This is a genomic window from Vibrio sp. T11.5, assembly GCF_027587155.1.
In the GTDB taxonomy this organism is placed as follows: domain Bacteria; phylum Pseudomonadota; class Gammaproteobacteria; order Enterobacterales; family Vibrionaceae; genus Vibrio; species Vibrio neptunius.
This window is the reverse complement of record NZ_JAPPTP010000001.1, coordinates 96,778-116,168: the sequence shown is the minus strand read 5'-3', so window position 1 is coordinate 116,168 and position 19,391 is coordinate 96,778. Positions and strand designations below refer to the sequence as shown.

General features: G+C 44.8%; 16 protein-coding genes. 2 read left to right on the top strand and 14 right to left on the bottom strand.

Going from position 1 to position 19,391, the window contains the following annotated elements; genetic code table 11:
• Window positions 1–10: 10 nt before the first annotated feature.
• From OH455_RS00580 to OH455_RS00525, 12 genes are all read right to left on the bottom strand, one after another.
• Complete coding sequence (locus tag OH455_RS00580) at window positions 11–1,390, bottom strand: O-antigen ligase family protein (RefSeq protein ID WP_269979942.1); 1,380 nt, start codon at window positions 1,388–1,390, stop codon at window positions 11–13.
• Entirely contained in the window at window positions 1,387–2,838 is a 1,452-nt protein-coding gene (locus OH455_RS00575) for a lipopolysaccharide biosynthesis protein (protein WP_269979941.1), read from the bottom strand. Before OH455_RS00575 ends, OH455_RS00580 begins: the two co-directional genes overlap by 4 nt.
• Before the next feature lie 10 nt (window positions 2,839–2,848).
• Window positions 2,849–4,045 carry a glycosyltransferase family 4 protein gene (locus OH455_RS00570; RefSeq protein ID WP_269979940.1) on the bottom strand — a complete coding sequence of 399 codons (1,197 nt, stop codon included), beginning with the start codon at window positions 4,043–4,045 and terminating at the stop codon, window positions 2,849–2,851.
• Window positions 4,038–5,240, bottom strand: a complete 1,203-nt coding sequence (locus OH455_RS00565; protein ID WP_269979939.1) for a glycosyltransferase — start codon at window positions 5,238–5,240, stop codon at window positions 4,038–4,040. Before OH455_RS00565 ends, OH455_RS00570 begins: the two co-directional genes overlap by 8 nt.
• A 105-nt stretch (window positions 5,241–5,345) precedes the next feature.
• Window positions 5,346–6,407, bottom strand: coding sequence for a glycosyltransferase family 4 protein (locus tag OH455_RS00560; RefSeq protein WP_269979938.1), 1,062 nt, complete (start codon window positions 6,405–6,407; stop codon window positions 5,346–5,348).
• Window positions 6,385–7,869 carry a sigma-54-dependent transcriptional regulator gene (locus tag OH455_RS00555; protein WP_269979937.1) on the bottom strand — a complete coding sequence of 495 codons (1,485 nt, stop codon included), beginning with the start codon at window positions 7,867–7,869 and terminating at the stop codon, window positions 6,385–6,387. The genes OH455_RS00560 and OH455_RS00555 overlap by 23 nt, the downstream gene beginning before the upstream one ends.
• Before the next feature lie 20 nt (window positions 7,870–7,889).
• The gene (locus OH455_RS00550) at window positions 7,890–10,190 is read right to left on the bottom strand and encodes a response regulator (protein WP_269979936.1); all 2,301 of its coding nucleotides are present in this window, start codon (window positions 10,188–10,190) and stop codon (window positions 7,890–7,892) included.
• Between the two features lie 16 nt (window positions 10,191–10,206).
• On the bottom strand, window positions 10,207–11,007 hold the full coding sequence (locus OH455_RS00545) for a phosphate/phosphite/phosphonate ABC transporter substrate-binding protein (RefSeq protein WP_269979935.1): 801 nt from the start codon (window positions 11,005–11,007) through the stop codon (window positions 10,207–10,209).
• Between the two features lie 9 nt (window positions 11,008–11,016).
• Window positions 11,017–11,712, bottom strand: coding sequence for a chromosome partitioning protein ParA (locus OH455_RS00540; protein WP_269979934.1), 696 nt, complete (start codon window positions 11,710–11,712; stop codon window positions 11,017–11,019).
• Window positions 11,712–13,802, bottom strand: coding sequence for an SLBB domain-containing protein (locus OH455_RS00535; protein ID WP_443088570.1), 2,091 nt, complete (start codon window positions 13,800–13,802; stop codon window positions 11,712–11,714). The genes OH455_RS00540 and OH455_RS00535 overlap by 1 nt, the downstream gene beginning before the upstream one ends.
• A complete protein-coding gene (locus OH455_RS00530; RefSeq protein ID WP_045973711.1) occupies window positions 13,792–14,631 on the bottom strand; it encodes an OmpA family protein in 840 nt (279 codons plus the stop codon). The genes OH455_RS00535 and OH455_RS00530 overlap by 11 nt, the downstream gene beginning before the upstream one ends.
• Window positions 14,632–14,672: 41 nt before the next feature.
• Window positions 14,673–14,990 (bottom strand): STAS domain-containing protein, encoded by a 318-nt coding sequence (locus OH455_RS00525; protein WP_045973708.1) that lies wholly within the window; start codon window positions 14,988–14,990, stop codon window positions 14,673–14,675.
• A 292-nt stretch (window positions 14,991–15,282) separates the two neighbouring features.
• On the opposite strand from OH455_RS00525, the gene OH455_RS00520 reads away from it, so the two are divergent.
• Window positions 15,283–16,146, top strand: coding sequence for a DNA ligase (locus OH455_RS00520; protein WP_269979932.1), 864 nt, complete (start codon window positions 15,283–15,285; stop codon window positions 16,144–16,146).
• Here the strand turns inward: OH455_RS00520 and OH455_RS00515 are convergent.
• Together OH455_RS00515 and OH455_RS00510 are read right to left on the bottom strand one after the other, a co-directional pair.
• Window positions 16,136–17,065, bottom strand: a complete 930-nt coding sequence (locus OH455_RS00515) for a DUF3080 domain-containing protein (RefSeq protein ID WP_269979931.1) — start codon at window positions 17,063–17,065, stop codon at window positions 16,136–16,138. The genes OH455_RS00520 and OH455_RS00515 overlap by 11 nt on opposite strands.
• 152 nt (window positions 17,066–17,217) lie before the next feature.
• On the bottom strand, window positions 17,218–18,588 hold the full coding sequence (locus OH455_RS00510; protein ID WP_269979930.1) for an MATE family efflux transporter: 1,371 nt from the start codon (window positions 18,586–18,588) through the stop codon (window positions 17,218–17,220).
• Between the two features lie 176 nt (window positions 18,589–18,764).
• On the opposite strand from OH455_RS00510, the gene OH455_RS00505 reads away from it, so the two are divergent.
• Window positions 18,765–19,385, top strand: coding sequence for a riboflavin synthase subunit alpha (locus OH455_RS00505; RefSeq protein ID WP_269979929.1), 621 nt, complete (start codon window positions 18,765–18,767; stop codon window positions 19,383–19,385).
• Window positions 19,386–19,391 lie beyond the last annotated feature (6 nt).

Below are 19,391 nucleotides of genomic sequence, written 5' to 3'. Positions count from 1 at the left end.
AGATATTAATTTATTCAGTTTTTGGCGTATTCTCATTTTGAGAATGGTTTTGAACAATACGATTCAGGGCGATACATAGAGCGGCAAGAATGTAAATTGGCCAAGTAAAGCCTTGAGTGAGGAATGTGCCTGATACTATGGTTCCCATGATGCCAGCATATACGGCTGCTGCCGTCGCATGAAGGTAAGGGGAGTATTTATCTGGCACAGCATCTAAAAGTGATAGCGTTTGTTTGCTTGTCTTTACCAGTGAATAGATACACCCAATAAATACAATAAGGCCAAGGAAGCCTGTTTCTGCGAGTACACCAAACCAGGTAGAATGCACGGCATGATTTAGTCCGTCCCAATGAGGGCTATAGAAAAAGTAATTGGCGTAAAAGTTGTTCAATCCAACGCCTGTTAACGGGTTGGCGACAGCCATACCGAAAGCGGCTTCCCAAGCATAGAGTCTGCCCATGGCGGAAGCATCAATGCCTTCTTCAGCAGCACCGCCTGATTGTCTGTCCGAAATCCCCGCAGCTGCAAACAGAATAAGTAAGCCGACGGTTCCAATCAAAGCGAGCAGAAACTTGGAACGTATAATACGTAAGCCGAATATTCCAAATACCGCGATTGAACCGAGCAATCCACCTCGGCTTTGGGTGGCGATAACAGCACTCAATGCCAATATCGTCGCGACTAAACCGAGAATTCGAACGCTGCCAAGATGTTTTGTTGTCATTAAACTGATGGCAAAGGCGAGGGGAAACATAAGTACTAGTGACAAGTCATTTGGGTCACCCAAAACTGAGCCAAGCTGGCGACCGATGGTGACACGTGTTCCTTCGACTAGGCCTATACCGTTGATCGAATTCGATAGCGCAACAAGTGCGATTAGGCTTCCTGCTAACACAATGAGGATACTGATGCGTTTGACATTTATAACGCTATTCACGAGCCATGCGATGGCCAGAGTCATGACGATAATTTTCCAATAGATTGATTTGAAGTAGGTAATGGCCAAACCGGGGTTGGAGGACAAGATTGCACCGACGAGGACCAATAGCCAAAACACTGCAAACCAAGTTAAGCTCTGATGCCAGAACATCTGAAGACTTTTGCTGATTAAGCTGTGCCACAAAAGAGCACTCAATGCGCCAACTGAAAGTAGCAAAGGGATTTTGAGCGAGTAAAGGGCTGGAATGGCTTCGTGAATTCTGAAAAATGAAAATAGGACGAACAAACTGACCAACCAAAAAGTCTGGTTGAGAACGAAGAGTATTCCAAGAGGCATCATGCAGAGCACAATGGCTAAGGCAGGGTGAGGGATGAGCTTCCAGATAAGTGCGATAAGCAGACACACCCCTGAGGTGATAACGGCTGGAAAGAGCTTATCTGCTTGTATCATAACGGTCGCTCCAATTGATTGTGGCGACGAACCTTTTGTGCAACGTTTGCAGTCAGAGCAATGAATTTTAGCTTGTGGAGTAGTGCGATAAGCGCTAAAGGTTGAAGCACAAGCATGAGTCCTGCTGTTTCCAAGGAATGATTGAACCAACCACTGATCGTGAATACAGCACTAATTAGAACAACACTTAACAATGCGCCATGTCGATAGGGAACATGGCACAGTGACTGGCTTAGGCGGTAGATGAAAACAAGGCGAATAAGCTGGCCCATACACAAACTGAGTAAGATAGCGGCAACACCAGCCTCTCTATTCAGCCAAGCGATGATCAGTGCTACTGTTGTCGCAGCTGCGTTGATGGCAAAAAGTTTACTTGTCTGCTTAGCATACAAGACACCGATATTGAGCATTTCTACCATTTCTTTGAGCAACATAATCACAATACACAGAACAACAAGTTGACCCGCTGATTGGTAACTCTCTGGCAGAGTGAGAACGATAAAACATTGGCTGACCCACATAACAATGACACTCAACATACACAAACCGATGATACCAAGTTGGGTGTTTCTGGCGGCGGTTTCTTTACCATGAGTCTCTAGGACTTCAAAGCGCTTTGGCATCCACCACATGTGGAATGGCTGAATCAGTATCCCTAAAGCGAGGGAAAACTTAGCAGCAACCGCATAGATACCTAAGCTCTCCAACGAGTGTGCTTCAGCTATGATCCATCGTTCAGCACCAGAAAGCCCAAATGCGACCGCTGCTGATAGCATCAATGGCAACGAGTATTGGATATAGCCTTTGTACTGGATAAGAGTTGGCAGCTCAAAAGAAAACTTGTTGTGACAATGGAGGTACGTTATCTGAATTAAGGCACATAGAACGCCAACACTAAAGAGTAAGGTGACATCTGGTTTGCTGGTGAGTATCAAAATGACCAGTGAAACTTGGATCAACAAAGTGACACAGCTTATCTTAAAAAAGGTGACGGCTTTGTTGTTTAGTCTTAACCACGCTAAGCAAATTGCGAGGGGAGCCTCGACGGTTATCACTACCGCAAGCAGCACCATTTGTTCAGTATTGATGGTCCAAGCCGTTGGAGATAGTGCCAAATAACCAGCTGCCAATAACCCGACTAATAGAAAGGATGTGAACAGAGAGCTTGAGTACAATTCGCGCGCTCTAGAGAAACGAAGTGCTTCATTCTTTTCGGTTCCAATGAATCGATACAGATTTTCGTGCATTGCTAAACCAACCATCAGACTAAAAAAAACCGTAGTAATAGACAGTAGTTCAAGGTGGCCAAATTGCGATGGTGTTAAGTAACTGGTCATCAGTGGCAGCATGAAGAGTGATGCGCCCTTCATCATAAGAAGGCTGACAGCATAAAGCATGATGCTGGTGACATTGTCTTGTTTCAACCACTGCAAAATTTTATGTCGCATAACAACTTCCTTAGTGGCTCTGAGGGTTAGGGTCACGAGATAGTTTGATATAAGGATTAGGATCGATGATCTTGACGAAGTCGAAGTAGTGTTGTTCGGCTCTGTACTCTTGGGCTATCTCTAATCCGTTATCTATACAGCGTTTGAAAATGTCGCGATTTTTCACGGCATATATCAGGGCGTCAGATAACGAAGCAGCGTCACCAGCTACATACTTGATACAGTTGAAATTGTGTGTCAACTGTTCGTCCCAGTACGAACCATCTTGAGGAATTACTACGCACATTCCTGCTGCCAACGCTTCTAGAATGGACAAACCAAACGGCTCTTGATGGCTGGTGGAAACAAAGATATTGGATTGGCTTCGAATCGTATCAAGCTCTTGAGGATCTTGGTACCAGTTGGTGTGTTTGAGCACAACCGGTGCGGTACTTGTCGGAATCGCAGTATCAACGGGTCTGATGTAGCAGATGTTAGATGCGATTGGCTTTATGGTTGCAGCGTGTTTAAGTGCCTCAACAAACAGATCCAGTCCCTTCCATTTGAGCAAAGATGCTGCCCAAAAGCAGACGGGAAAATCTATTTGGCAGCGTGTTGGCCATTTGTCTACGGGTAAACCATTAACGAAGGTATGGTATTTGGGGGACATCAGGTACATTTTCACAACAGAGCCAGAGTCTTTTATGGACGTTTTGCTTTCCAAGTAAGTGCTCAGCGCTGAAGAAATACTCGGTCTGCAGGACGGTAAGTAAAACACGTTGTCAGCTACGGTTAAGCAATAGCCAATAGACCTTGAATTGCCAATGTGGCCATGGATAAATTGAACTATTTCAATGTTTTTTAGACACTTTACAATGTAAAGTGCCATGTCCATACCAGGCCCAGATGCACCGATGGCTCTTTCAATGCCCTTATACTTGACTAAGATAAAGAGAAGGCAAAAGGCAATATAACACTGGTTTAGCCAATATAAGAGCCCATAATGCTGCTTAGCCAAAGGTTTTATCAGCGGTAATGCAACGATATCAACTGAGTGCGATGCTACAAGTTTCGTGCTTTTCCAGTAATCGACATCTGCTGTGACGATAACGAATTGGTTGATATCTGCTCTGCACAAACTTAACGCCTCTACAGTGGCAATTTTTGAACCGCCCTTGAATGTTATTGGGTCGAAGACAAGTGTTTTAGTCAAGTTTGAATTATCCATGCTGGCCTCCCATCGCAATGCGCTTGGCCAGATAGGTTTTTAGAGGAATAAATGTTCGCCAGATTGAAACTGAAGATTGGTGAGATAGCATGAGTTGCTTGTAAACATTCATAATACGATGGCTTGAAAGCGAAACATTAAATTTAGTTTCAATGTGTTGACTGGCATGACTGGCGAGCTGTTGCCCAAAGTCAGGGTTGTCTACTAATACTCTCATAGCCTTACCTAATGGACCCACACCGGTGTTTGGATAGAGAATACCGGTCTTACCGTGTTGAACAAATTCTGGGATACCACCTTCAAAAGGTGCGACGACGGGAATTTGAGCAATAGCGGCTTCTGCAATAACAAGTCCAAAAGCTTCGCTTCTCGCTCCGCTGGCGAAGGCATCACAGCCTCTCAACCAACCAATAACATTGCGCTGTTCTCCGACAAAATGAACTCTGTTTTCTAAATATAACTGTTTGGCGTGCTTCTCTAGTTCGCTTCTTAGTGGGCCGTCTCCAATCACCACAAGGTGGGTATTAGGATATTCGAAGTTCAGATGTCTCAACGCGACAATAAGCCGGTCGATACCTTTACGATGAATGAGAGAGCCGACAGTCGCATACAGGAAGTCATTGTCACTGAGCCCTAGAACTTTTTTTGTTTCAACCGTCGGTTGTTGGCTGAGCTTGTCAACATGGAGTCCATTGTGAATCACTGACAAATGCTCACTTGGGTACCCCTCTGATTTGAGTTGACTGGCGACATACTCACTCACAGAGATGATGTGTGGCGACAGGTGCAACCCTAATGTCATTCGATCTCTAGCAGGGTAGGGGCTGTGGAGCTGGGTCACCATAGGTACCTGTTTGATTCGGGCTGCTAGAACCATCCATTGACAAGGTGCTCCGCTATTGACATGAACGATGTCGATGCGTTCTTTTGTAAGGATTTTGCAGGCTTTTCGAACTAAGTAGCCCCAACCAAGAAAGTCGAATCTGGGCGCAAGCCACCCGAGTAGAATAGGGAATGTGTCGGCTTCGGAGGCGATACTATTGCGTAAAGCGTAACGGTGTAATGAGGAATTATTGGTCCAAAGGTGTACCGCAAACCCTTGGTTGGAGCATTGTTCCATAAGGTCAATGAGGCATTGTTCACTGCCACGAATCCAGTCATTACCGTAGTGAACAAACAGTATTTTTTTCTTCATTGCTATTCCCCTATGCCATTTTAATAAGGGATAAGGCAATTGAGATGCCAAGATCTAAGGCTGTTTAACTGTTTGAATAAACGAGGAAAATATTATTCGCTATTTCTAAAGGGTACTTTTCTCAATATGAGAAGCAGATTGACGACCAGATCCTTTATAGAGTTTTAGCAATTTAGGAATGATGGCAGAGGAGGAATATTGGGTTTGAACTGTGCCAATGGCTTGTTCGGAAATTTTCTGTCTTTCGCTGTTTGTGAGCTGCTCTAAATCGTGTAGTACATGAGTGATTTGCTCGGTTGTCTCGACTAAAAAACCATTTTTACCGTTGATAATAAGCTTTGGTAGGTCACCAACGTCTAACGCAATGACAATACACCCTCTCGACATCGCTTCAAGAGCTGCCATGGGTAAACCTTCAAATCGAGAGCAAATGATGAGCACACGTATTTGACGCCATACGACGTCCATATCATTTTGATGGCCGTGAAGTTGAACATTTTGTGGCGCTAATCGGGATATTTCTAATTCTAAAGGGCCTGAACCATAGATATGAAAGGGTAAATCTGGGCGGCTTTTTGCACACTGAAGGAACCTATCAGGTCCTTTTTCATGACTCAATCGACCGACAAAAGCGATTTGCTCTCCGTTGCTTAGACTGGCTTTTGAATCGTCCATGAAATTGTTCACCCTAAGGGTAGTTGTGGGAATTTTGTGGCTTACTTTCTCACTCACGGCAAGCGATAGTGTAGAAACAAAAGCGGTGTATCGGTCGAAAAAATCATAGAACCATACTTTACCTGTTGGTGTTTCACCTGCGTGGTAAGTGGTGACTTGTTTCACGCCTGTAAAAACACGTGCACATTTAGACAGTAGGCTCGCTTTATACCCATGTGCATGAATAAGCGTCGGTGACGATCGCCTGATTTTTTGGATAAGAGCGAGCAAAGGCAGAAAAGAGAGGTCAGATAAGTAACGGTAAGGGATGGATACTTTATCCAACTTTTCGACAAGGGCAGACTGCCGATGATAACGTTTTACTAGGAGTACCTCGACGTTCACTTCGTGTTGCTTGAGCCCCTTGGCAAGCTCAAGCACATAGGTTTCGATCCCTCCAAACGTTAGACTATCAATGACAAGCCATACGTTAATCGGCGTATTGCTGCTCATCTTCTTCTGCTTCCCATGCTTGCTTTTTACGATATACAGTTGATGGACTTAACTCGAGTAACACCGCGGCATTGAGGACGTTACCATCGCAAAAATCAATTGCCTGCTGAATGGTTTCTCTTTCAATCTGCCACATCGGGCGTATCGTTATTGGCGCGGTATTTTGTGTGTCGAGATTTTCAGGCTGTGCATTGGAATCAGGTATAGGCGTGTCTATCGCTGTTACTGGTTCAGTTGGCGCAGGGGCTTTGTAGCTGACAGAGGCTTGCCCTTTGGGCTTAGTGGTTTTATTACTTTTGGATATCTGTTCAGGTAGGTGGGCCACAGAGAGCTTTGTTTCGTCATTGAGAACGACTATGTTACGAATGACATTCTGCAGTTGTCTCACATTACCCGGCCAGGAATAGTGCTTAAGTAAAGACTCAGCATCTCGGTTGATACCATTAAACTTCTTACCGTCTTCTTTGGCGAACAACTTAAGGAAATGCGTTGCAAGCGTAGCGACATCAGTTCCGCGCTCTCTTAATGGTGGCATCTCAATCGGCACAACATGAACACGGTAATACAAGTCTTCACGGAATCGTCCTTCTTCGACTTCTAACAACGGGTCACGGTTGGTCGCACAAATGATACGCACGTCGACCTTCATTTCTTTTGAACCACCAAGCGGAGTAAAAGTACCCGTTTGCAAGAATCGCAGCAGTTTTTTCTGCATTTCGAGTTCCATCTCGCATAGTTCATCAAGAAAAAGTGTTCCACCATGCGCTAACGATGCCGCTCCCTTTCTGTCGGTAGTCGCACCTGTGAATGCTCCTTTGACATGGCCAAAAATTTCGCTTTCCATCAGATCTTTGGGAATGGCACCACAATTGATGGCAATAAAAGGCTTATCGTTTCGTTTACTTTCTTTGTGGATCGCTTCCGCGCACACTTCTTTACCGGTACCGCTTTCTCCTATGATAAAGACGCTCGCTGATGTTGGAGCAACAGAGTCGATGATTTTGTAAACGCCTTGCATAGGCAGGCAGGAACCAATGAATCCATGGAAACGATTTCTATCGAATTTCGCTTCGATATCTTCGACTAGGTGCTCGAGTTTGGCTTGTTGTAAATGAAGGTTTATCGACGTTTTGAGGCGGTCAGCCTGAATTGGCTTTTCGAGAAAGTCTTTCGCCCCCTTCTGGAGCAAGCTTACCGCGATATCTACTGAGCCGTGTGCGGTTGCAACGACGACAGAGGTCGGCACTTGGTGCTCGTTGATCCAGTCCAAGATATCTTCGCCATTCATGTCCGGAAGCTTGAGGTCCAAAATCACAAGCTGGGGTACGTTTCGTTCTATGAATGCCTTAGCATCACGACCCGTTTCAACATGAAACAGGTCAAACGCTTCATCTTTTACGTACTGTTTGTAGAGGACTGCCAGAGAAGTGGAGTCTTCAATAAGTAGTACTTTTGCTCTCATGTGACGTTACCTTGTTGTATCTAGCCAGCTGGTTCGATGAAGCCCAGCGTTTTTCTGTATTCAAGAGCAGCGAGTGATTTTTCAGCCAGCTCTTTGAGTTCTTCAGAGAGTTCAAATGCTTGTTGTTCATGATTCTCTAAACACATGCACTCAATCTTTCGTGCAAGATTAGACAATACTCGATTACCCAGTGCCAGAGAAGAACTGCCCAATGTATGGCTTTCAAACTCGAGGGTTTCTTTATCTCGCTCTTCCATTGCTTGATATATCTTAACCAAGCGTGCATTAGACTCCTGTATGTAATGATCGATTAGCATTGGGAGAACATCAGCACTGGTGTCTTCTATCATTTGATCTAAAACTTCTTCGTCGACGAGTTCTAAATCCACTTGTGTGTTCTGATTCATAGGATGATTGCTAACGGTTTGTTCGAGAAATTGCGATTCCTGCTCTAAATTATCAGATTTTTCAGCAGAGTTGTTCGCACCATCACTTAAGAATAGATTAATTTTTTCAATTAGTTGTGACAAACGAATCGGTTTTGACAAATAGTCGTCCATCCCCGCATCGAGGAACTGCTCTTTGTCCCCGGATAGAGAATGGGCAGTCAATGCAATAATGGGGATGTGACGAACTTTTTCATCAGCCATTGAGCGTATGGTTTTACAAGTTTCCATACCGTCCATTTCTGGCATCGATATATCCATAAAAATAAGGTCGTAGTGGTACTGTTCGACCATCTCTAAAGCGCGCAGGCCATTCTCGGCAATATCCATTGAGACACCGATACGTTTAAACATTTCGCTTATCACCAATTGATTCGCTTTGTTGTCTTCTGCCACTAGAATACTCACATCAGATACCTGTAGTTTGTTGTGGCTCTGATTTTGGTGAGTGGAACAAATAAGCTGGTCTGCGAGCTCAAGTTTGATTGAAAAGGAGAAAGTACTGCCCATTAATGGTGTGCTCTCGGCCTCAATGCTACCGTCCATGAGCTCACACAGACGCTTGCATATCGCGAGCCCCAACCCAGAGCCCTCCTGACTCCTTGAATAGGTTTGATCGACCATAGTGAATTCGTCAAATAGATAATCCATTGCGCTACGATTTATTCCGACGCCAGTGTCAATGACTCTGCACACGATCTTGACTTGATTCCCTTCGACGATCTCAGTACTGACTTGAATCGTAACGCTACCTTCCTTAGTAAACTTCAGTGCGTTGCCAATCAAGTTATGAAGGATTTGTTTAACGCGGTTTTCATCGCCTTGAACATTTGCGGGCACTGAGCCGTCAAGAATACAGTGCAAATCAAGACAGCGAATTTTTGCTGATGGTTTAAATGTTTCAACAACATTTTCCACGCATTGGCGAAAATTGAATGGCTTGTGCTCTAATCGCAATGTGTTGGACTCCATTCTTGTGAAATCCAGAATATCATTGATGATACTGAGGAGAAACTGACCTGACTCTGTTGCTGTGTTGACTAGTTTCTTCTGTTCTCGAGTGAGTCGAGACTCTTCAAGAATGTTCAAAATACCTAAAACGCCGTTCATCGGTGTACGGATTTCATGTGACATCGACGCCAAGAAACGGCTTTTCGAAACATTTGCCTGTTCGGCTTCGAATCGAGCGTGTTTAAGGTCATGATAGCTTTTTTCGAGTTTTACAGACATATCGTCAAAGGCTCGCGCGACGTCCCCCAGCTCGTCTTTCGATTGATCGTTAAGTCGGAATCCTGGTCCTTGTTCACTGACTGTATTGGCTGCCTCAATGAGCTTTACTAGGCTTCGGGTTAGATAGGTACCTAGGAAAAACGAGAATATGGCGACCAAGATCACTTCGACAGAGGCAATGCCTATTATTGCTTTTTGAGCGCTAGTTAACATGGAATTTATTGCGGAGATTTCGAAACCAATATCTATCGTGCCGTAGTTTGCCCCTCCATTTAGAACCGGCACCTGAGTGTCGAAAATTCCATCATTGACGGAACCTAAAGTGTAATCAACGGACATCGTTCTCTGGAGTAGGGCTTTATCGCCGTCACATGATAGTTCTTTGTCACCCCGCATCACTCTTATATAAGCGATGTCCTCGATGGTCATAAACTCCTTTACCAAGTCATCCAAGGTGGCAATGTCAGTGGCTATCATTGCATCCTTTGCCGCATGGGCGAACATGGAAGCGGTCGAGTTTGCTCGTTGGATGAGTTGTTTTTCATTAGAGTTGGAGAGAAAGCTCATTGCGCTGACCGTGAGTACAACGAGCATAATGACCTCAATAAAGGCGATCCCAAGTATGGTTTTCATTCTAAATGACATAGCGGGTACCCCCTGACTAATCCAATAATTTAATGTTGAGTGCTCTAACGTCGTTCCAATCGCTATCTTGTGCTGATACAAAACCTTTGAGTTTAAGTGTCTCTAGATGTGCTAACCCTTCAGGGGTAACGCCAAATCCCATAAGCGCTTGCTGAATTTTGTTTTTTACCTCGTTATTGAGGTTAGGATGCACGGCGATGGCGTGAGGGGTATAGCCTTTGGTAGTCCAAATTGGAGTCAGTTTCTGCCGAGTTTCCTCGGGTAACGCCATGTAGGTTCTTATGATTCCTCCCCCTGCGGGGAAGAAGCCTTTCGCAACCGCTAAGTAGACTGAATCATGAGATGATACGTAAGATGGCTCAAACGTTATGTGGTTATGTTGCAGATAAGCTTGAGTCAATACAGTTGCTGCAAAAGCTGCCGGTGAGGGGAAGGCCAGCTGAGCATTATTCAGGTGTTCAGGTCGGGAAATATCACTGTCTGTGCGGACAACAATGATGCCTTTGAGCTGTTTGTCTCTGGCTTTTGCAATCGCGCTGTAGCCTGTTGTTTCGCTGAATACAGTGTAATGGTAGGGGTTCATATAAGCGATGTCATACTCACCATTTTTCAAACGTTTTTCAAACGTTGGAATGTCTGATGCTGTGCTAAATTGAATCTTTTTCCCTGTTGCTTCGGAGAGGTATTCGATGATCGGCGCCCATTGTTTAGCAAGCTTGCTCGCAGAGTGCTGGGGAACAACACCGAAAGTAATGGGCTCTGCATGCAAGGGCACAGAAAGGGATGTTAGTAGAGCAAAGTAAGAAAAGTTTTTCATAATCAATCCTTAGGCAGAGTGAGCGAGAAACTCGTTAGTAACCAGTTTTTGCGCCCATTTCTCTCTCCATGATTGGGGGATAAACCTTAATCTTCGGATTTCTCTCGCCATTTCTTGCCCCAATGTCGCTTGGTTCTTCAAGTTCAAAATGGAACCTAATAGTGAGATCTTCGGGCTTTGGAGCAGTTGTTGCGATTTCTGAATTTGACCAGTCGATGTTTTCCCACCCATGACGACCAATACGGTTTGGTCACACGCACTTGCAACGACCTGAGCGGGAATGTTTCCGCGGTTTACATGAAGTAAAGGTGAGGTGTCACAAATGACTCTATCGTAGTGCTGTAGCCATTTATCAACGGAACCGCTCAACACACTCGGATCTTTGTAAGCAAGGAGAGTCGACGTTTGCTCCGGTACGGGTAAACCGGTGAAAAGTTGGTGGGAAGATTTGTGTTCCAGCAACATACCTATATCATCGCCTTGATCGGTAACCGAGAGTGCGGGCTCAAATGCCGGATGAAACAAGTTCAGATCCACCAGAAGGGTTTTGTGTCCGCCGAGTAAGTAGCGCTCAGCCAAAGCAGAAGCAATAGACGTGACGCCGTCTCCTGAGTTGCACCCAGTGAGACACACAGAACGTGCCTCGGCCAATTCAGCCGCGAGGTAGATCTGCTCTACCTCTGTCAATGTAGCAGGAATAATCATTACAGCGCTCCTATTAATACAATGGTGGTTGTCAATCGTAGGATGTCTTCAAGGCCTACTCGCGCTCTTTCAAGGATGCTCTCGCTACGGTCTGGAATGTAAATTGTGTCACCTGCACGTAGCACGGGAAGTTTGTAAATGTTAGCTGTTTTGCTGAAGTCTACGAGGTCAAAAGTACGAGCTTGACCTTGGCAACAGGACATGTTGACGATTGAAATTTTTTCTAAATAGGCTCGTTCCGATGGCCCTCCAGCTTCTGCAAGAATGTCAAGAATGGTCATGTTGTCATCAAACACATAGCGCCCAGGGCTGTTCACTGCGCCAAGCACGCGAACTGTTGACTCTTTACTGGTATCCAGCCAAATTTTGTCTTTCTCTGGGATGTAGATTGTGTCACCCATTGTCACTTTTGGTAGCAGGCTCTCATCACCAGTTTCGAAATAAAGGGACAGATTAAGTTTGCTGACCTTTGAGTAAGTTTTGTCTCTGTGAGTAATTTTGATGTTATGAATGTCGGCATCTTTAGTTGGGCCATCGGCTGCAGACAGAATATCCAGAAAATGCATTTCTTTTGTAAAACGATAGCGACCCGGAGCGTTGACTTGACCGAAGACATAGATAGAGGCATCAGAACTTTGGCGTACCCACTGTGATTTATTGTCAGAAGGATCTTGTGGCAAATCATGGATGCGAATGATGGTACCGGCGCTGATAGTAGGCAGTTCCGACATAGGTGCTCCGTTGATGATAAACTCGTCTAGGTTGAATGTCTCCATTTTGCCGTTGGGTGTCACCACCTCTATTTTTGATGTATCAGCCCGCAGAGTTGGCCCACCCACATGCGCCAGAAGATGCATCATGTCCATTTCATCAGACCACTCTATACGTCCTGGCCGAACGACTTCACCGATGACGTTGACAGCGCGGTCTGGTGAAATCTTTAACCACGATTTCTCGTTCATGTCGGTTTTTTCAGGCACAAATATAGCGTCACCTGGGTTGATTTGAGGTGGCGCTTTGGTGGTTAAACCTTCTGTGTAAGCCGTTAAATCAAACTTGATGACTTGTCCGTTTGCCTTGATGAGGCGAATTTGACGGGATTCTGCGTAACGAGTTGGTCCGCCTGCATTGGCCAGAATATCCATAAACGAAGCGCCTTTTTTGCCTTCATAAGCGCCTGGGCTCTTTACTTCACCCATGATGTAGATAACGTTTGAACCTGCACGGATTTCTTCTTCCTGTTTAGGGACGAAAATAGTGGTACCCGGTTGAAGGACAGGAAGAAGTGATGTGTCACCACTGTCGAGATACTCTTTCAGGTTAAAAATTTGAGGCTTGTTATTGCTGATGACACGGATCTGCTCAACGGAAGCGTATCGGGTTACTCCACCAGCACGCATTAGAATATCGACTAAATCTGCCGTATTTTTGAAGGTGAAGGAACCCGGTGCGTTGACTTCACCGAATACCTTAATCGCGGTTCTGTTGTCTCCGCTATCACCCGAATTGGCAAGCTTACTGGCATCAAACTGCTGCTCAATGTTGCCAACCAGAGGTGAAGCCGGGACAAATATGGTGTCCAAAGATTTAAGCTTAGGCAGCAGAGTCTCATCGCCTGTGTCCAAAAAGCTTTTGTAATTGAACGGAAACTTTTCCTTTCCACGCTTAAGAAGCAAGTTGTTTAACTGGGCACCCGAGCGTAAACCACCAGCGGCATGGATAGCCATTTGAACATCAGCGCTTTTTGATAAAGTATACTCACCGGGTGAGTTTACGTATCCCTGAATAGAGATAAGCACTTGCTGTTCTGAGATGTAAACCGATGCAGTAGATAGATCTCGATATACTTTACCAAGGGCATTTAGTACTGATTGCTGGAGTTGGTTTTCTGTGTATCCTGCCACGTACAGAGCGCCAACTTCAGGTAAGTTAATTCTACCGCGTTTATCGACTTGGAAGCCCTTGTTTAACGTTTCTTCGCCCGGCAGATTAACCTGAATCATGTCGCCGATTTGAACGCGTTCCAACTCAGCGTTAGCAGAAAAAGAAAATAAGCAGGCTAGGGTAATCAAAATGAGTTTAGTCCACATGATAATAACCTCCATTCAACTTGTTCTCTGCTAGCTCGTTGGTTTCCACAACTTCAATGCTGACCCTTCGATTGGTGAGTCGAACTCCGTCGGATTCTCCTTCAAAAAGAGGTAAAGATTCACCAAGAGATTTAGCCTCGATCCTTCTTGGTTCCAGACCGAAAATAGTTAGGTAGCGTTTCACTTGTTTTGCTCTACCCATCGCTAACTTTTGGTTCTGAAGTTCATCTCCAACCGAGTCTGCATGGCCAGTAACGGTCAGGTTTAGCGACTTGTGCTCTCGCAAAATGTTGGCTGCCTGGGCAAGGTGCCCCATGTATTTTGGGTTCACTTCTGTTGAGTTGAATGCAAATTGATTATCTACATTCAGCAGGTTGTAGAGCTTGTCAATGACTGCCAATTGTTGCTGAAAAGAAAATTCATCATGTGGCGGGACACACTTAGCTTGTGACGTGACATAATCAAGTTGTCTCTCGAGTTCGTCCAGACGTTTGCGTTGGATGACGATGTCGTTGGCTGCATCCAGCAACAATCCCCCTTCGAGCTCTCTGGCGATTCGGCTCTGTTTTTCAAGTGCCTGAACGACAGCTGCTGGGAAGCACCAACGAGCACCTTCACGGATGAGTGCATCAAGATGGAGTTTTGCCAATTGCCAATCGAAGCGTAGTCCGTGTTCAGGGCCTAACGGTTCGTCGGGCATAACAGGGGTGAAGCTCGACTGAATGTACTGTTCTGCAAGTCCCCCGCGCCCCTCTTCGGGGTAACTGCTACAGCCAATTACGCTGACTATAGGCACTATCAGGGCTATGTGTTTGATGTAATTTACCATGCCAACTTCCTTTGTTAGTGAGTGAAATCTCGTTTATTGTTTTAGTGAGTGCGAGAGTTCACAGGGATTGCTTTGTTGATACGTAGTAGGTTGATTATCTCCAGTGGTTGACCAGTGACATTCTCGATGCGCATTAGACGCTCTCGTTCTACTAAGCGTTTATAGAGGTACACTAGGGCGCCAACACCTGACGAATCCAGAAAGCGGACATTGCGGAAATCGATTTCGACTTCTCCGTGTTGGTCAGCGATAATTTCATCAATATGTTTTTGAGCATGTCGACTGCCATCAGCATCTAAGTTGCCATCAATTTGAAGGGTAAGGATTTCATTAGTTAGTTCAATTTTACGTAGTTCCATAACGATATCTCCTCAGATAGTTTTCTTAGATAAGGCACTTTACGTGCCAAGAAATAAACGCATAAAAAACAACGACTTATATTTTATTCCTCCAAAGTTCTCAATTTGAGAAATGACTTTTCTCAGACTGAGAATCATGCCTATAACTAAAAAGTAGTTGAGGTTCACTGCAACTGATACATCTCTAGGAGTAAGAAACATTTGAGGTTACTCGAATTGTCACTGGCAATTGATTGAACTTAAGCCAAGAGGGCTGAAAATCACTTCGCTAGGAAACAGCTGGAGTTCGGGTATGCAAATTAAGTTAACCAGTATTGCTATTGCCGTTGTGGTCGCTACATCTTTTACTGCTTGGTCAGACAGTCAATCATTGAGTGCTATGCCTTTGGTACAGGCCAACCCTTATAAGAACGACATGAATATTGACGAGTATTGGAAGAGTGAAAAACTCGATGGCATTCGAGCTATTTGGAATGGCAGTCAATTGATGACACGCAGTGGTAAAGTCATACATGCACCTGATTGGTTTACTAAACCTTTACCTGATGTCGTCGTCGAAGGAGAATTATGGGCGGGGAGAGGAAAGTTTCATATTGTCCAGCAAACAGTGTTGGACAAAGATCCTGTCGAACCATCTTGGAAACAGATCGATTTCATGCTGTTTGATATGCCACAAGCCGTCGGTGACTATCAAAAGCGGTATGACAATCTTCGTGATTTAGTGGCAGACATAATCGCGCCACACATTAAGTTTATTGAGCATACGCCGATTCGCTCTGAACAGGAACTGTTTCATGACCTAGACAACGTCATCGAGCAAAAAGGTGAGGGGTTGATGTTAAGGAAGATCACAAGCCGCTATCAGGCTGGCCGTAGTAGTGATTTACTCAAGATGAAGAAGCACCAAGATGAAGAAGGCTTGGTGGTTGGTTACAAAGTCGGTAAAGGAAAGTACAGCGGTCAGATGGGAGCGCTACTTGTCCAGTTGGATTCGGGTATAGAATTTTATATAGGTACAGGCTTTACTGATGAACAACGCCGCAACCCGCCTAAACTCGGTTCGATCATCACATTTAGATACAGTGGCTACACGCAAAACGGTGTGCCTAAATTCGCGCGTTATATGAGAGAAAGACCAGAGTATATTAGCGAGTAGGAGAGGCTCCACAACGTTTGAACAAGTTTTGCCAATACTCGATATGTTCTTTGGTCGCTGCTCTGAAAGCTTGGTGGTATTGTTTGATCGGGTATTGATAGTTTTCGTGGCTTGTATCGACAAAGCCTATTAAAGGGTTGAGTTCATTGTAAATGCTATCGACTTTGGCGAGGTATGGCTGTATTTCGCCAATGAAAAACTCGTTAAACACGTTTCTGAGGTAGCGAAATTTAGTCGTATTTCTTCCTTGACCACATATGATGGTCTCATCATGACCCTTTAGTTGCTGAGTGATGACGTTTAGCTTATTTGCGGCATTGAGCATTGAATAGCTCAGTGGTCCTAAAACGGCATTTTTTTCCAGTACTTCCTGATAGGGCGTAAGTGCGTTTAAAGTGCTTGTGTAATCCAGCATTTCACTGCCTGAAAATCCAGAATCGATATGATTGAATGCTTGAATGACCGGAGTGCTGCCTCTACCTTGCTCGACGGATAACCATTCCGTCGCTTCCAGTTGCTGGCGCATCGCATCACTTGAAAACACTAGGTTGGTAAAATGCGCTGGTAATTGTTTGAGCTTCTGTTGTTGGATTGAAGCTAATTGTGTTTTAAGCGCAGAGGAAATGTTAGGGCTCGTTAAGCAGCGCTCGATACCGTAACTCACTTGGACTTGGTAATCGAAATTTCGAAACTGGTCCTGAACTTTGCCTAATACTGAATTTTTTTCTGCAACAAGATTGAATAAACCGCATTTTCTAAGCTCATAACTGTCGAGAAGACCTATGCTAATGCTGGGGATAGTAATATGCAGCTCTCTTTTCGTTGGCAGGAACACATTGACATTATCCGGCATTGTCAACGCTGGTCTATCTTGGACATTGGCGATGCGGCTTAAATAAGTGTCTAAACTGGCGTCCATCGGGCTCTTGATAAAATCACAAGCAGAAAGGAAACACAGTGATGCTAAAACAACAAAGATACGCATAGGTATGATAAATAGTGAAACAGTCAAGGGTTGTTATTAGTTTACGAAATAAATGCAAAAAAGGTCAGCATAGCTGACCTTTTTGGTTATTTTGAGGAAAAATCTAATTGGATATCATCAGGCTGTCTGTGCATCCAACGCAGTCTTAGACCAAGCATTATTGCCGCTGATGAAAGACCGATAATGAAACCTATCCAGAAGCCATGAGCACCCATGGGTTCAACAATCCAATCCGTCATTCCTAAAACGTAGCCAATCGGGAGGCCTAGAATCCAATAGGCGACAAAAGTACGGTTGAATATTGCAGCCATGTCTTTGTATCCCCTCAAGGCACCGGCCGCGACGACTTGCACCGCATCTGTGACTTGATAGATGGCAGCAAATAGCAATAACTGCAGAGCAATCTCTATAACGGCACGATTGTCAGTGTAAAGTAATGCTACTTGCTCTCTGAGCATAACCGTCAATAGTGCCGTTGATAAGGCAAGTAACACCGCGACAATGACACCTACGCGAGAGGCGATTGCCGCACCTTCCACGTTATTCTCTCCAAGGCTGTGGCCAACACGAATGCTGGTCGCTGCACCAATGCTCATCGGCAGCATAAAGACTAACGACGAAAAGTTAATCGCAACTTGGTGCGCTGCGACAATCAGCGATCCAAGTGGTGCAACTAAGAGTGCAACAACAGCAAATAGGGTCACTTCAAAGAATAACGCGGCTGCAACTGGAAAACCTAGCTTGAATAATCGAACAAGAGGTTTTAGTTGAGGCTTGTGTAATTGACCGAACAAGTTGATATGGGCAACACGTTTGGATGTCACGACATAAAACAGCAACATAAACAACATGAGCCAATACACTATGGCTGTTGCGACACCACAGCCCACACCGCCCAGTGAAGGAGCGCCAAATTTTCCGTAAACAAAAATCCAGTTTAGCGGGATATTGAACAGTAGCCCAATAAAGCCAATGACCATTGCGGGCTTGGTGAGCGACATACCATCAGTAAAGCTGCGCAAGGTTTGGAAAAGCAAGAAGGCGGGCACAGCGTAAATTACAGCATGCATATAACCGTTGGTTTTTTCGGCCATTAACGGTTCGACATTCATCAAGCCCATTATATTCTGAGTCTGAAAAAGCACGCCAACAATGGGTATAGAGATGAGCAATGCCATTGCGGCACCTTGTTGGATCTCAAACGGAATCTTAACCTGTCGGCCTGAACCATTGAGTTGAGCGACTACTGGGACCAAGGCCATGAGTAGGCCAACACCAAATAGTATTGAAGGAAGCCAGATACTTGATGCAATGGAAACTGCAGCCATATCGGTCGCACTGACCCCACCTGCCATGACGGTATCGACGAAGCTCATGCCTGTCTGCGCGACGGAAGCAATCAGCACTGGCGTGGCCAATTTGAACAGCTTATTCGCTTCTTGTTTGTAACGATGCACGTAAAAACTCCAATGAAAGCAAAGATGCTTTGACTTCTGCAGAATCAAATGATGGAATCAACACGAAAATCAAAGGGGTGAACACCACTGTTATCGATAATTTGTATATGGTGCTGTTGTGCTAAATGATAATTAAATGTCACACTAACCTCCACGAAAAACTGTTGGAATTTGCAATGTTTACTGGAATTGTTCAGGGAATGGCGAAAGTCATCGCTATTGATAAGAAAGAGTCGTTTCAAACTCATGTCATTCGATTGAATTCATCAATGGGCCATGGGTTATCTATAGGTGCTTCAGTGGCGCACAACGGTTGTTGCCTGACCGTAACAAAAATCGATGGAGAACTCGTATCATTCGATCTAATACAGTCTACTTTGAAGCTAACCAATCTTGGTGAGTTGGAGGTTGGTCATTCGGTTAACATTGAACGCGCGGCCAAATTTGGTGACGAGATTGGCGGTCATACTATGTCTGGCCATATTTCCATGGTGAGTGAAATCGTTGAAGTAATCGACACACCGAACAACAGGACGGTGTGGCTTGAGTTACCTGAGGACATGATGAGGTACGTATTAGTGAAAGGCTTTATTGGTCTAGATGGTTGTTCGCTCACGATTGGTGAAGTCGCAGGAAATCGTTTCTCAGTTCATTTGATCCCGGAAACTTTACAAAGAACATTGTTTGGTCAGCGTAAGCAAGGTGACAAGGTAAACGTTGAAATCGATCCCCAGACTCAGGCTATAGTCAATTCAGTTGAACGTGTGCTAGCGGCCAAAGATAAACGTAAGCATTAATAAACA

Coding starts and splice junctions, on each gene's coding strand:
- OH455_RS00545 (WP_269979935.1), bottom strand. CDS start 11,007: ATGAAAAACTTTTCTTACTTTGCTCTACTAACATCCCTTTCTGTGCCC.
- OH455_RS00525 (WP_045973708.1), bottom strand. CDS start 14,990: ATGGAACTACGTAAAATTGAACTAACTAATGAAATCCTTACCCTTCAA.
- OH455_RS00540 (WP_269979934.1), bottom strand. CDS start 11,712: ATGATTATTCCTGCTACATTGACAGAGGTAGAGCAGATCTACCTCGCG.
- OH455_RS00565 (WP_269979939.1), bottom strand. CDS start 5,240: ATGAAGAAAAAAATACTGTTTGTTCACTACGGTAATGACTGGATTCGT.
- OH455_RS00530 (WP_045973711.1), bottom strand. CDS start 14,631: ATGGTAAATTACATCAAACACATAGCCCTGATAGTGCCTATAGTCAGC.
- OH455_RS00515 (WP_269979931.1), bottom strand. CDS start 17,065: ATGGACGCCAGTTTAGACACTTATTTAAGCCGCATCGCCAATGTCCAA.
- OH455_RS00535 (WP_443088570.1), bottom strand. CDS start 13,802: ATGTGGACTAAACTCATTTTGATTACCCTAGCCTGCTTATTTTCTTTT.
- OH455_RS00505 (WP_269979929.1), top strand. CDS start 18,765: ATGTTTACTGGAATTGTTCAGGGAATGGCGAAAGTCATCGCTATTGAT.
- OH455_RS00555 (WP_269979937.1), bottom strand. CDS start 7,869: ATGAGAGCAAAAGTACTACTTATTGAAGACTCCACTTCTCTGGCAGTC.
- OH455_RS00550 (WP_269979936.1), bottom strand. CDS start 10,190: ATGTCATTTAGAATGAAAACCATACTTGGGATCGCCTTTATTGAGGTC.
- OH455_RS00570 (WP_269979940.1), bottom strand. CDS start 4,045: ATGGATAATTCAAACTTGACTAAAACACTTGTCTTCGACCCAATAACA.
- OH455_RS00580 (WP_269979942.1), bottom strand. CDS start 1,390: ATGATACAAGCAGATAAGCTCTTTCCAGCCGTTATCACCTCAGGGGTG.
- OH455_RS00560 (WP_269979938.1), bottom strand. CDS start 6,407: ATGAGCAGCAATACGCCGATTAACGTATGGCTTGTCATTGATAGTCTA.
- OH455_RS00520 (WP_269979932.1), top strand. CDS start 15,283: ATGCAAATTAAGTTAACCAGTATTGCTATTGCCGTTGTGGTCGCTACA.
- OH455_RS00575 (WP_269979941.1), bottom strand. CDS start 2,838: ATGCGACATAAAATTTTGCAGTGGTTGAAACAAGACAATGTCACCAGC.